The 12,497-nt window shown below is 70.0% G+C and carries 12 protein-coding genes; 6 read left to right on the top strand and 6 right to left on the bottom strand.

The window, feature by feature from the left end; translation table 11 throughout:
• Positions 1 to 11: 11 nt before the first annotated feature.
• The 5 genes from VFK57_15675 to VFK57_15655 form a co-directional block, all read right to left on the bottom strand.
• Complete coding sequence (locus tag VFK57_15675; GenBank protein HET7697151.1) at positions 12 to 1,886, bottom strand: carboxypeptidase-like regulatory domain-containing protein; 1,875 nt, start codon at positions 1,884 to 1,886, stop codon at positions 12 to 14.
• 14 nt (positions 1,887 to 1,900) lie between these two features.
• A complete protein-coding gene (locus VFK57_15670; GenBank protein ID HET7697150.1) occupies positions 1,901 to 2,632 on the bottom strand; it encodes a ZIP family metal transporter in 732 nt (243 codons plus the stop codon).
• 29 nt (positions 2,633 to 2,661) lie between these two features.
• A complete protein-coding gene (locus VFK57_15665; protein ID HET7697149.1) occupies positions 2,662 to 3,774 on the bottom strand; it encodes a VWA domain-containing protein in 1,113 nt (370 codons plus the stop codon).
• A complete protein-coding gene (locus VFK57_15660) occupies positions 3,771 to 4,466 on the bottom strand; it encodes a hypothetical protein (protein ID HET7697148.1) in 696 nt (231 codons plus the stop codon). Before VFK57_15660 ends, VFK57_15665 begins: the two co-directional genes overlap by 4 nt.
• A 153-nt stretch (positions 4,467 to 4,619) precedes the next feature.
• On the bottom strand, positions 4,620 to 5,669 hold the full coding sequence (locus tag VFK57_15655; protein HET7697147.1) for an energy transducer TonB: 1,050 nt from the start codon (positions 5,667 to 5,669) through the stop codon (positions 4,620 to 4,622).
• Positions 5,670 to 5,804: 135 nt separating this feature from the next.
• On the opposite strand from VFK57_15655, the gene VFK57_15650 reads away from it, so the two are divergent.
• Positions 5,805 to 6,560, top strand: a complete 756-nt coding sequence (locus VFK57_15650; protein HET7697146.1) for an SDR family oxidoreductase — start codon at positions 5,805 to 5,807, stop codon at positions 6,558 to 6,560.
• Positions 6,561 to 6,579: 19 nt separating this feature from the next.
• Here the strand turns inward: VFK57_15650 and VFK57_15645 are convergent, their stop codons facing one another.
• A complete protein-coding gene (locus tag VFK57_15645) occupies positions 6,580 to 7,128 on the bottom strand; it encodes a methyltransferase domain-containing protein (GenBank protein HET7697145.1) in 549 nt (182 codons plus the stop codon).
• Positions 7,129 to 7,184: 56 nt separating this feature from the next.
• Here VFK57_15645 and VFK57_15640 point away from each other — a divergent pair, with 56 nt between their 5' ends.
• The 5 genes from VFK57_15640 (at position 7,185) to VFK57_15620 (ending at position 12,466) form a co-directional block, all read left to right on the top strand.
• The gene (locus VFK57_15640; GenBank protein HET7697144.1) at positions 7,185 to 8,498 is read left to right on the top strand and encodes an inositol-3-phosphate synthase; all 1,314 of its coding nucleotides are present in this window, start codon (positions 7,185 to 7,187) and stop codon (positions 8,496 to 8,498) included.
• Positions 8,498 to 9,010, top strand: a complete 513-nt coding sequence (locus VFK57_15635; protein ID HET7697143.1) for a hypothetical protein — start codon at positions 8,498 to 8,500, stop codon at positions 9,008 to 9,010. Before VFK57_15640 ends, VFK57_15635 begins: the two co-directional genes overlap by 1 nt.
• Positions 9,011 to 9,264: 254 nt before the next feature.
• Positions 9,265 to 10,458 (top strand): hypothetical protein, encoded by a 1,194-nt coding sequence (locus VFK57_15630; protein HET7697142.1) that lies wholly within the window; start codon positions 9,265 to 9,267, stop codon positions 10,456 to 10,458.
• Between the two features lie 56 nt (positions 10,459 to 10,514).
• A complete protein-coding gene (locus tag VFK57_15625; protein HET7697141.1) occupies positions 10,515 to 11,468 on the top strand; it encodes an AAA family ATPase in 954 nt (317 codons plus the stop codon).
• On the top strand, positions 11,465 to 12,466 hold the full coding sequence (locus tag VFK57_15620; GenBank protein HET7697140.1) for a tetratricopeptide repeat protein: 1,002 nt from the start codon (positions 11,465 to 11,467) through the stop codon (positions 12,464 to 12,466). Before VFK57_15625 ends, VFK57_15620 begins: the two co-directional genes overlap by 4 nt.
• The last annotated feature ends 31 nt before the right edge of the window (positions 12,467 to 12,497 follow it).

The raw sequence follows: 12,497 nt of genomic DNA, 5'->3' as shown, positions 1-12,497 counted from the left end.
GCGCCGCCGCGTCAGCCCGGACCGCGCAGGTCCTGCGTCTTGCGGTCCCCCTCGTTGATCGTGACGCGCTCGGCCGCGCCGCGGACGCTCTCGAGAAACGCCGGATCGAACCATTCCCCCTGCTCGACGTCGTCGGTCGCCAGCAGGAAGTAATCGCCCGGCGGCAGGTTGCGGATCCGGTAGGCGCCGGAGCCATCGCTGCGGACCGCCTGGATGCGGCGCGACTGCGGCCGCCAGTAGGCCTGCTCGGTCGAGAACGCGATGACATTGATGCCGGCGCTGCCGGCGCGGCGCGCGTCGCGCACCGTCCCCGAGATCTCCGTCGTGCGATCGGTGAGCACCACCGTCACGTTGTCGAGGTTCTGACCCGGTTTCAGTTCGACCGTCGAATCGGAGACGTCCTGTCCGCCGACGGTGATCGACTTGACCGCCCACTGCGCCTGTCCCTGACCGCCGCCGGCGACGCGGATGTAGTGCGCGCCGGGAAGCAGATTGGCGATCTGGAAGCTGCCGTTCTTCTCGGCGCGGCCGCCGGCGCCGACGGGGCCGGCGAACGGTCCGCCGCCGCGGCCGCCGCCGCCGAACGGCAGCGGGCTCACGTCGGGGGCGTCGATGCGGAAGGTCGAGTAGTCCTCGGGCGCCGGCGTGCCGGACGACTCGACGGTGATGTTGCCGGAGATCGTGACGCCCGGCTGCAGCGTCAGCGTGACGCCGTCGAGATGCTGGCCGTTGACGACGATCGGCTGGACGGCGGTGCGCGCCTCGCCGCCGCGGCCGCCGGATCGCGCGATGGCGACGTAGCGCCCCGGCGGAACGTTGCTGACGCGGAAGGTGCCGTCAGCCTGGACACGCCCCGTGAGGACCTGCCCGCCGAGGCGTGCCAGCGGACCGCCGGCGCCGTCCTGCGGCGCGATGATCACCGTGCCCACGTCGTCGGCCGCGCCGGCGACGATGCCGCTGACCGTCGCGAAGGGAACGAGCTGGATCTGAAAGTCGATCCCGCCGACCTCCTGGCCCGGGCCGACCGGCACTTTCCCCGCCTCGGGAGCGTTCACCACGCCCGGGTAGTACGTCGGCGCATAGCCGGTCGCCTCGGGTTCCTCCGTGAGCCCGAACGCGCCGAGCGCGCCGCCGCGTCCGCCGCGTCCGCCGGCGGCCTGTGCGCCGAGGCCGGCCGCGAGCTGCTGCAGGCCGCGTCCGATCAGTTCGTTGAGCCCGTTGGCGGACGCGCTGACGAAGTACTCGCCCGGGGGAAGGCCGAAAACGCGATACTGGCCGCGATCGTCCGTCTGGTCGCCGCCGGCGGGCGTCAACTGCCGCTCGCCGCGGACGTACTGGTAGCGCTGCACGGTCACCAGCGCGCGCGCGAGCGCCTCGCCATCCTCGTCGACGATGCGTCCGGTGATCACCCCGCCGCGGGTGAGACGGAGGTCGACGTTGGCGGCCGATTGTCCGTCGGCGACCTGGAGCGGCTGCCCGGGCTGCAGCGGACGGCGCTGGCCGTAGGCGGCGTCGACGAATCCACTCTTCGATGCGGTAATCGAGTACGTGCCGGCCGCCAGCTCGGCGACGACATACCGCCCTTGATCGTCGGTGATCGCCGTTCCGCCGCCGCGGCCGCCGGCCGCGGCCGCGCCCGTGACCATGACGCGCGCGCGTTTGATCGGCCGGCCGTTGTCCGCTCCGAGCACGCGGCCCGCGATGGTTGCCGTCCCTTTCGGCAGCGCGGTCCGGTCGCGCGCGGGCTGGCGTTGTCCCCGGCCTTGTGCGCGTCCGCCCTGATCGGCGGACGCCGGCGCCTGCGCCGGAGGCCCCTGGCGCGCCCACACTGGCGACAACGACAACGCGAGCAGGGCGGCGAGCGCGGCGGCGCGGCGTGAGGTCATGATCCCCTCTACGACTAGATCAGCGCGATCGTGACAATCCCCGCGGTAATCAGCAGAAACTGGCGGGCGCCGCCGGTGTCGTTGCCCCGGTGCAGGTCGGGAATCAGATCCGACATGGCGACGTACAGGAAGTTGCCGGCGGCGAATGCGAGGACGTAGGGCAGCACCTGGGGCAGCGCCGTCGATGCCAGCACCATCGCGCCCGCGCCGATGATGCCGCCGAGCGCTGACAGCACGTTGAGCGTGAGCGCGCGGCCGCGGGAGTAGCCGGCGCGCAGCAGGATGGCCACGTCGCCGACCTCCTGTGGGATCTCGTGCGCCGCCACCGCGATCGCGGTGGTGACACCGAGCGGCACCGAGGTCAGCACCGCCGCCGCGATGACCGCGCCGTCGACGAAGGTGTGGAACGCGTCGCCGACGATGACCAGCGATGCGGCGGTATTGTGGACGTGGCAGTCCTCGTCGTGATGGCAGTGCCGCCAGATCACCGCCTTCTCGAGCACGAAGAAGCTCAGGATCCCCGTCGCCATCGCCAGCATCGCCGTGCGCGCCGGCAGCGCTTCGAGCGCTTCCGGCACCAGCGCGAGCAGCGCGGCGCCGACCAGCGTGCCGACGGCGTAGCTGATCAGCCAGGGAACGAGCCGTCCGCGAATCTGTTCGTGCAGGAGCAGGAACGTGGAGGCGACGAGAATTCCGCCCAACGAGCCGAGGACGGACAGAGCGACAGAGATCCCGAGCAGGTGCACGCTCTAGGAGTATGCATCAGCTCTCGGGCTTACTTCCCCGCGACGTACCCTTTTCGAGCGCGCACGTGGTACGCCGCGCTGCGCACCTCGACGCGGATGGCGTGCCAGCGGCCGTCCTTCGGGCCCGACGCGGCGTATCCGAGGTAGTACTGCTTGCTCAACTCGTCGGCGATTCCGGCGGTCGCCGGATCCAGATCGCGCGTGAAGCGGATGATCTCCGTGCGTCCGCCGCTGTCGTCGGTGATGTCGCGCAGCGCGGCGACGTTCACGCGATCGTCGGTGCCGGTCGATCGCGTCCGCGGATTGCTGCCCGGAATCGGGTTGGTCGGCGGCTGCGGCGGCGGCAGCGGACTCGGCCTTCGCCCGGGGATGGGGAACGGCAGCGGAATCGGCGCCCGCGGCGGGCGCTGCCGCTGGAGTTGCGCCGCCGCACCGCCGAACTGGAAGGAAGGCGCCGGCCGGCGGAACCCCGAGAACGCCGTGCCGGGGCTGTCGATGCCGATCGCGTAGACGAGCACTTCGGTCTCGCGAATCAGCTGCTTCACCGTGAAGATGTCGGTCCGGCTCGTCGTGTCGTTCCCGTCGGAGATGATCACCACCGCCTTCTTCTTGTTGCGTCCCTGCTGCGCGAGCTGCACGGCATCCGCGACGGCGTCATACAGCGCCGTGCCGCCGCGCGGCTGAATGCGCCGGATCGAGTCGCTGATCCGCCGCTTGTCGCGCGTCCAGCCTTCGACGAGCTCGGGGGCGTTGTCGAAGCGGTAGAGGAAGACTTCGTCTTCGGGATCGAGCAGCTGGACCAGGAAGCGCTCCAGCGCCTGCTTCGCCGCGTACATCTTGTCGCCGTCCATGCTGCCGCTGGTGTCGAGGACGATGCCGAGGCTGACGGGTACGCGCTCGGCGTTGAAGTGCGTCACCGTCTGCGGCTGCTCGTCTTCGAAGACGCGGAAATCGTCCTTGTTCAGCCCCGACACGAACCGGCCGGACTGATCGGTGACCGTCGCGTTGACGTTGATCAGCTCGACGCCGGTGCGGAACTTGAACGACTGCTCCTGCGGCTGCGGCGCCGGCTCCTGCGCGGAGAGCAGCGTGCCGGCGAGCAGCAGGAGCGCGGCGACGATCGGGCGCGTGCGGGTGGTCATTGGACGAGTGCCTGCTGCCGCTTGTCGATGTGCGCGATGACGCGGCCGTCTTCGGTTCGGAATCCAATCCGGTAGCGCGCCACCGTGCCGCTCACCGGCACGGCGACGACGAACGGCGAATCGTCTCCCGGCGCGAACGACGTCACGTCGAGGAGCGCGCGTCCGCTCGCCAGGAACGATCCATTGTCGTCGAACGCGTAGGCCGTGACCGCGACGCGCGTGAGCGGAGTGCCGCTCCGTGGATTGTGCACCAGTCCGGTGATGGTGAGCGTGTCTGCCTGGCGGCTGTCCCGCAGCGAGAGCAACTCGAGCCCGGCGGCGGAAACGGCCGCGCCGGCGGGCGCGCCCGGAGCGCCGGCGCCGCGCGCGGCGGTCCTGGTGCCGCCCGCCGCGAGCGCGAACAACACGGTTGAGGCGATGACCAGCGCCAGCCCCGCCATCACCGCGACACGGTTGCCCCACGGGGACGCCTGCTCCGGCTCCGTGAACATCGCGCCCACTGACGGAGGCGCCTGCCGCAGCGGCAGGTCCTGCCGGCTCGCGGCGGCCGGCGCGGCGGCCATCGACGTCAGCACCGCGACGCGCGCGTCGCTGCGCGCCCGCTCGTCACGCAGCATCCGCCACACGATCACACTCAAGGCGGCCGCCATGGCCAGCGAGAGCAGAGTCACTCCGACGAGCGTGGTATCCATACCAGTTTCCAGTGGCCAGTTTCCGGTTCCCAGTTTCCAGTGGCCAGTTTCCAGTTCCCAGTTTCCAGTTCCCAGTTTCCAGTTTCCAGTTCCCAGTTCCCAGTTTCCAGTTCTTAGATTTCCAAATTCCAAAATTTCCAAATTTCCAAATCTCTACCGGAGCTTGAATTCCATCGCGACTTCCACGATGACGTCCACCGGCACGCCGTATCGTTTCGCGGGCGAGAACCGCCACTGCCGGACTGCGTCGATGGCGCGCTGGTCGAGGCCGGCGCCCAGCCCCTGCACCAGCTTCACGCTGCCCACGTTCCCGTCGCTCCTGACGACGATTTCCAGCACGACGTCCCCTTCGATGTGCCGGCGGCGCCCTTCCTCCGTGTAATCCGGTTTCACTTCGCGGACGATCGCCGGCGGCGTAATGCCGGTGCCGGGGCGATACGGCCCGCCGCCGGTTCCGCCTCCCGATCCGGGACCGATGCCCGCGCCGTTGCCTTCGCCGATTCCGGTTCCCTGGCCGCTGCCCGTGCCGCCGCCGGCGCCGGGACCCTGACTGTCGGATTCCTGCGGCGGCGCCTCGCGGGGCGTCCACGGGACGCCGGCGCGGTCGCGCGGATCGGCGGCCACGGGAACGACCGGTGCCGCGACCGGCTCCACTTTGATCGGCGGCGGCTCGACCGGCCGCTCGACGACCGGCGGATCGACCGGCGGGGGAGGCCGCCGCGGCGGAACCGGGCTCCGCATCTTCTCGAGCCCTTTGCGTTCCGCCGGCGGCGGCGGCGCCGGTTGCTTCAATCCGCCGCCGCCCCCGCCGCCGCCCGGGCCGGGCTCGACGAGGAACACGAGCCGCATTTCGTTCTTGTCGTCGTCGGTCACGAGCGCCTGCGTCCTGGCCATGCCGACCGAGGTCACCAGGACGAACCCGGCGACCAGCGCGGCGTGCAGCGTGCCCGACAGCGCAATCGGCAGGCCCGGCTCGCGGCGTACTCCGCCCGCCGGCCGGAACAGCGGCCGTTCGACGACGACGGCGTGCCCCTTGAGCGCGCGCACCGCGTTGACGGCATCGGTCGAGCTGAAATACCGGCGGCCGATTGGCTGAATCAGACCGGCCGCCGCGAGATCCTGCACGTCGCGCGGCTGGACCCCGGCCGCGCGGGCGATCTCCGCCGCCGAGAAGACGTGCGGCAGTTCCTGGCTGTCGATCATGGAGGGGTCCGGCCCCCTTTCGGGCAAAGGCCGTTCCATCGCAGTTTCGGCCGTTCGCGGCCCGATCTGTTGCGGCGGCCGTTCGGCGCTGTCGCACGCCACGGACAGGTGTTCAACTTGTGCTACAACCGCGCGATGCAGACCGTAGTGGTGACCGGCGCGACCAGCGGCATCGGCCGCGCCGCCGCGCTCCGCTTCGCGCGCGACGGGGCGTCGATTCTCGCCGTCGGCCGTAAGGCGGCAGCGCTCGCGGAGGTGGCTCACGCCGTCGAGCTGGCGGGCGGAAGGTGCGTGACGCTCGAGACCGACGTGACCGCGGCGTCCGCGCCGGCGTCGATTGCCGCCGCCGCAGGCGAGGCGTTCGGCCGCCTCGACACGCTGGTCAATGCCGCCGGGATCATCGCCAGCGGCACGATCGAGAACACGTCCGACGGCGCCTGGGACGAGATGCTCGACATCAATCTCCGCGCGCCGTTCCGCCTCATGCGCAGCGCGGCGCCCCTGCTCATCGCCTCCCGCGGATCGGTCGTCAACGTGTCGAGCGTCACCGGGCTGCGCGCCTTTCCCGGCGTGCTCGCCTACTGCGTGAGCAAGGCGGGCGTCGATCAGCTCACGCGCTGCGCCGCGCTCGAGCTCGCGCCCCACGGCGTCCGCGTCAACGCGGTGAACCCGGGCGTCACCGTCACCAACCTGCACCGGCGCAGCGGGGTCGACGAGGAGAAGTACGCGGCATTCCTGGAACGCTCGAAGACGACCCATCCGCTCGGGCGCGCCGGGGAGCCGGAAGAGATCGCGGAGTTGATCTGGTTCCTGGCGTCGGACCGCGCCGGGTGGATTACCGGCGAGACGATCTCAATCGACGGCGGACGTCACCTGACTTGTGCGAGATAGCGGTCACCCGGCGTGACAGTCACGCCTTCTTGACCCCCTCGACGTATGTCACGCCGTCGGCGTCCGACAGCTGACGGACCGCGGCGAACCCGTGGCGCCGCAGCGCCTCGATCGGACCCTCGTACGCCGGCGCGGCGCGGGCGCCGCCCAGCAACGCGCCGACCAGGCCGCCGCGCTGCGCGCGCTCCACGACGATCGCCCGCCCGCCCGGGCGCAGCACGCGCAGCGTCTCTCCAACGCAGAGAACGCGGACGTCCGGAGTCAGCGACGGCAGCAGGTCCGGGATCACGGCGACGTCGAAGCTGTCGTCGTCGAACGGCCACATGCCGTATGGCGCGCGCGCCGGTTCGACGAACGCCCCCTCCCGCTCGATCGCCGACACCGCCTTCGCCAGTTCGGTGTCATCCGCGTCGACGATGCAGGCGCGGCCGGTCAGACCGGCCTTCACCGCGAGCTGCGCCATCAGCTTCGGATCGCGCGTGCCGACGCCGAGCAGCCGCTGTCCGAGCTTCACGCCGGCCATGGTCACCGCCAGCGGCTCCTGCGAAGACCTGCGGAACAACCCCACGGCGATCACCAAATCACGAAATCACCAATTCACCAAATCCGATATAGTCGAGTGTCGTGAACAAGCCGTTGAAGATCGAGAAGGCGGAAGGCAAGCTCGGAATCATGCTCGTCGGCCTGGGCGCCGTCAGCACCACGACGATCGCCGGGGTGATGGCGATCCGGCGCGGCCTTGCCCGACCGATTGGCTCGCTGACGCAGATGGGCACGATCCGCCTCGGCAAGCGCACCGAGGGCAATTCGCCGCGCATCAAGGACTTCGTCCCGCTCGCCTCGCTGGACGACGTCGTCTTTGGCGGATGGGACATTTTCGAGGACAACTGCTACGAGGCGGCCAGGACGGCCGGCGTGCTCGATCGCGAGCTGCTGGAGCAGATCAAGCCGGAGCTGGAGGCGGTGCGCCCGTGGCCCGCCGTGTTCGACCGCCGCTACGTCAAGCGCCTGGACGGACCGAACGTCAAGAAGGGGAAGACGAAGAAGGATCTCGCCGAGCAGCTCCGCGCCGACATCCAGAAGTTCAAGAGCGACCACGGCCTGAGCCGCATGGTGCTGATCTGGTGCGGCAGCACGGAGGTGTACCTCACCGAGTCCGAGGTGCACGGCAGCATCGAGGCGTTCGAGAAGGGGCTCGAGGCGAACGACGCCGCGATCCCGTCGAGCATGATCTACGCCTATGCGGCGATCAAGGAAGGGATTCCCTACGCCAACGCCGCGCCGAACCTGAGCGCCGACATCCCGGCGCTCATCCAGCTCGCGCAGACGACCGGATCGCCGCTCGCCGGCAAGGACCTGAAGACGGGGCAGACGCTGATCAAGACGATCATCGCGCCCGGTCTGAAGGCGCGGCTGATCGGGGTCGAGGGCTGGTACTCGACCAACATCCTCGGGAACCGCGACGGCGAGGTGCTGGACGACCCCGAGTCGTTCAAGACCAAGGAAGAGAGCAAGAAGTCGGTGCTCGACTACATCTTCCAGCCGAATCTCTATCCCGATCTGTACGAGAAGCTCTGTCACGTCGTGCGGATCAACTACTACCCGCCGCGCGGCGACAACAAGGAAGGCTGGGACAACATCGACATCTTCGGCTGGCTCGGGTACCCGATGCAGCTGAAGATCAACTTCCTGTGCCGCGACAGCATCCTGGCGGCGCCGATTGTGCTAGATTCCGCGCTGTTTCTCGACCTGGCGCGGCGCGCGGGCATGAGCGGCATCCAGGAATGGCTGTCGTTCTATTACAAGAGTCCGATGCACGCCGCGGGGCTGTACCCCGAGCACGACCTGTTCATCCAGTTGATGAAGCTGAAGAACACGCTGCGCTACATGCAGGGCGAGGAGCTGATCACGCACCTCGGGCGGGAGTACTACGACTGATGCCTACGCCTCCAAAGCTGCAGCCGGCGCTGTTCGGCGGTCTGTTCATCGGCGTACTGTCGGCGCTGCCGATCATCAGCGCGGGCAATTGTCTCTGCTGCATGTGGGTGGTCGGGGGCGGCGTGCTCGCGACGTATCTGATGCAGCAGAACCACCCGTACGCGATTACGGCCGCTGACGGCGCGCTGGTGGGGCTGCTGGCCGGCCTCATTGGAGGCGTCATCGGCACGATCCTCTCGATTCCGCTCGACATGGTGATGGGCCCGTATCAGCGCCAGCTGCTCGAGCGCATCATCGCCAGCAACCCGGACTTTCCCGCAGAAACGCGCACGATGATCGAGAACATGAACGTCGGCGCCGCCACGGTGGCGGCGACGATGGTCAAGCTCGTGACGTCGATCATCTTCGGCCTCATCTTCGGCATGTTCGGCGGCCTGCTCGGCGTCGCGCTGTTCAAGAAGAACGTCCCGCCCCCACCGGCGGGGTCACTCGAGGTCCTGCCCCCAGCTTAGGATCCGGGTTCTACGGGTTCTACGGGTTCTCCGGGTTCTCCGGGTTCAGGTTCCTCGGGTTCGGACGGTTCAGGGTTCGAACCCGCAGAACCACTGGAACCCGGAGAACCTGAACCTGGAGAACCTGAACCTGGAGAACCCGAGGAACCCGAGGAACCCGGAGAACCCGTAACCCCGAAACCCGGCTGCTGAAACCATCCCCACCGTCCGGGTTAAAGAAGCCCTGCCCGCGAGCCGAAATTCTGTGCAGCGTTATGCAGCGCGTCCTGCTGGCGGCGGTTCTGCTGCTCCCCTGGGGGCAGGACGTGCCCGTCGTCCGCCTCTCCAACGGCGCCCCGGCGCAGGCGCCCGGGTCTCCGGGCGGGGCGCGGCCGCCGTTGCCGGGCGTGCCGGCGACGCAGACCGACGCGCGCGAGGCGACGCTCAATTCGCCGCGGCGGCTGACCCTGTCGTTCCTCGAGCCGCGGCCCATCGACGAAGTGCTCACCCTGCTCACCGCCGGAACGCCGTTCAGCGTGGCGATTGACGCCGACGCCGGCGGATCGTTCCGCGGCGAGCTGAAGCAGCTCACGCTGCGCGACGCGCTGACGACCATCCTTGCGCCGCTCGGCCTCGAGTTCGACGTCCGCGGCACGGTGATCCGCGTCCGGCGGCGGCAGCTCGACACGCGCATCTTCGACCTGAATCTGCTGGCCGTACGCCGCGGTCTGTCGCGAACGGCCGGCAGCACGTCAGCCGCCCCCGCGCTCGACACGACGCTTGCCGGCGACGACGTGATGGCCGGCGTGGCCGCGGGGATTCGCACGCTGCTGTCCGACGGCGGACGCGTCCACGTCGATCCGCACGCCGGCATCGCGCAGGTCACCGACTATGCCGATCGGCTCGACCGCGTCGCCCTGTATGTCGACGCGCTCCATCGCCGCAGCGGGCGGCAGGTCCGGCTGCAGGCGCAGGTGTTCGAGGTCACGTTGAACGGCGCGCCGGCGATCGACTGGGGACGCGTGCGGCAGCAGCTCGGCCTGCAGTCCGGCGTGCCGCAGGCGGGACTCGCGGCGGATCCGGCGGCGCTGCGCGACGCGCTCATCGCGCAGGGGACGGTGCGCACGCTGTGGACCCCCGACGTGACCACGCTCAACAACGAACCGGTGCTGGTGCGCGTCGGCAATGCCGCCGGAGCGTCGTTGACGATGACGGTGGTGCCGCAGATCGCCGCCGACGGCATCGTCCAGTTGAGCGTGACGCACGCCTGGGCGGAGTCGTCGCCGGCGCTGGCCGCCGAGAGCGACACGGTGACGCGAGTCATGGACGGCAACACGGCGATGGTCAGCGGCCTGCTGCGTGCCGTCCCGGCCGGCGAGGGGCGCACCGCCGGCTACGCCGAGCTCGTCGTGCTGCTGAGACCCACCGTCGTCGATCCCGGCACCTTCGTGAGCAGCAGTAGGCACTGAGCGGAGAGCGGCAGGCGGAGAGCGGTCAGCGACAGCTGCCGGCATCAGGAGACCACATGTACGAGGAGTATTACGGGTTCTCGGAGAAACCCTTCAGCCTCACACCGGACCCGAAGTACCTCTTCAAGAGCGCGTCGCACGCCAGCGCCTACGAGCTGCTGCAGTACGCCATCCGCCGGCGAGAGGGCTTCGTCGTCATCACCGGCGACATCGGGACCGGCAAGACGACGTTGTGCCGGGCGCTGCTCGAGCAGATCGATCGGCGAACCTTCACCGCGCTGGTGCTGAATCCGTTCCTCGCCGAGGAGGATCTGCTGCGCGTGGTGCTGCAGGAGTTCGGGGTCGTCTCGCGCGAGGAGATCAAGCGTGGACGTCTGGCGCGCGTCAGCAAGGCGGAGCTGGTCGAGACGCTGAACGAGTTCCTGCTCTCGCTGCGATCGATCGGTGCGCAGGCGCTGCTCATCCTCGACGAGGCGCAGAACCTGCCCATGCCGGTGCTCGAACAGATCCGCATCCTCTCGAACCTCGAAACCGACAAGGAGAAGCTGCTGCAGATCATCCTGGTCGGGCAGTCGAACCTGAAGGACCTGTTGCGCCGGCCGGAGCTGCGTCAGCTCGATCAGCGCGTCGCCATCCGCTACGATCTGAAGCCGTTGACCGCCGAGGAGACGGCCGCCTACGTGCGCCACCGGCTCTCGGTGGCGGGCGGCGGCACCGCGGCCGCGTTCACGTCCACGGCGCTGGCGCGCGTGCACCGCTATACCGCCGGCATTCCGCGTCTCATCAATCTGCTCTGCGATCGCGCGCTCCTGACGGCCTACTCGGCGCATGCGGGCCGCATCGTCCCGGCGTTCGTCCGCAGCGCCGCCGAGTCGCTCGAGATCGAGCGTCCGAGTCGCTCGCTGCGCGGCTGGGTGCGCGAACGGTTCGCGGGGTTTGCGGCGGGCGTCACGCTCGCCGCCGTGCTCGGAGCGGGCGCCGCCGCGATGTGGCACTACTTCCGCCCGTGAGCCGCGTCCACGATGCGCTTCGCGACGGGCGCGGCAGGAGTGCGCCGGTCGTACGCCCGCCGCGCGCCACCGCCGTTCCCTCGGCACTGGGCCACCATGCCGCCGAGCGAGGCAGCGTCGGCCGGCCGCTGCTCATCGTCCTGCTGCTCGTCGCCGCCGGCGCGGCCGCCTGGACGCTGGCGCCGCGGCTTGGGGTTCGATCCGCCGGAGCGCCGCCCGCTCCCACCGCTCCTTCCTCTCCCGTTTCCACTCCGGCGCAGTCGCGTCCCGTCGACGCCAGCCCGCCGCCTGCGTTGCCGGCGCCGGCCCCTCGCGTGCCGGAGACGGCTGCCGCCGCTTCGGACGCCGCGCCCCCGACGACCGACGCAGGGCCCCGCGGGGGCGTGAGACGCCCCGCGTCGATCCCGACGCCCCGGACCGCCGGCGGCGATCCGTTCCAGCTCGCGCTCTACCACCACCGGGCGGGCGACTTCGAACAGGCGCTGCTGCACTACAAGGCGGCGCTGCAGCGCGACGAGCTGAACGTCGAGGCGCACAACAACCTCGGCGGGCTGTATCTGAGCCGCGGCCTGCTCGACGAAGCCGTACGAGAGTTCCAGCGGGTGCTGGCCATCGATCCCGAGTACGTCACGGCGCATGTGAATCTGTCGGCCGCGTATTACCAGCTCGGCCGGTTCGAGGCCGCCGCGGCCTCGGCCCGGGAGGCGCTCCGGCTCGACCCGCGCAACGTGGACGGATTCGTCAACCTCGCTCTCGCCCGGAAAGGCGCCGGCCATCCGGCCGATTCGCTCGCGGCGCTGCGCCGTGCGCTCGAGCTCGACCCCCGCCACCCGCTGGCGCACTACAATCTCGCGCGACAGTACGAAGACACGGGGGAAGCCGTGCGCGCGGTCGAGCATTACCGGCAGTTCCTGCGGTACGCTGGTCCGGAACGGGAACCGCAGGCGGCCGACGTTCGCGCCCGGCTGCAGGCGGTCCAGACGCGCGCGGCGAAGTAGCGCGCGCCGGATCGAACGGCAACGCCAGACG

The sequence above is a fragment of the Vicinamibacterales bacterium genome (assembly GCA_035699745.1).
Taxonomy (GTDB): Bacteria; Acidobacteriota; Vicinamibacteria; order Vicinamibacterales; family 2-12-FULL-66-21; genus JAICSD01.
Note: the sequence above shows the minus strand (reverse complement) of the source record. Positions and strands in the feature narration are given on the sequence as shown.

Bases quoted from the DNA above. Each gene is read 5' to 3' on its own strand.
- VFK57_15625 (HET7697141.1), top strand. From the start codon at position 10,515: ATGTACGAGGAGTATTACGGGTTCTCGGAGAAACCCTTCAGCCTCACA.
- VFK57_15675 (HET7697151.1), bottom strand. From the start codon at position 1,886: ATGACCTCACGCCGCGCCGCCGCGCTCGCCGCCCTGCTCGCGTTGTCG.
- VFK57_15655 (HET7697147.1), bottom strand. From the start codon at position 5,669: ATGATCGACAGCCAGGAACTGCCGCACGTCTTCTCGGCGGCGGAGATC.
- VFK57_15630 (HET7697142.1), top strand. From the start codon at position 9,265: ATGCAGCGCGTCCTGCTGGCGGCGGTTCTGCTGCTCCCCTGGGGGCAG.
- VFK57_15650 (HET7697146.1), top strand. From the start codon at position 5,805: ATGCAGACCGTAGTGGTGACCGGCGCGACCAGCGGCATCGGCCGCGCC.
- VFK57_15635 (HET7697143.1), top strand. From the start codon at position 8,498: ATGCCTACGCCTCCAAAGCTGCAGCCGGCGCTGTTCGGCGGTCTGTTC.
- VFK57_15660 (HET7697148.1), bottom strand. From the start codon at position 4,466: ATGGATACCACGCTCGTCGGAGTGACTCTGCTCTCGCTGGCCATGGCG.
- VFK57_15665 (HET7697149.1), bottom strand. From the start codon at position 3,774: ATGACCACCCGCACGCGCCCGATCGTCGCCGCGCTCCTGCTGCTCGCC.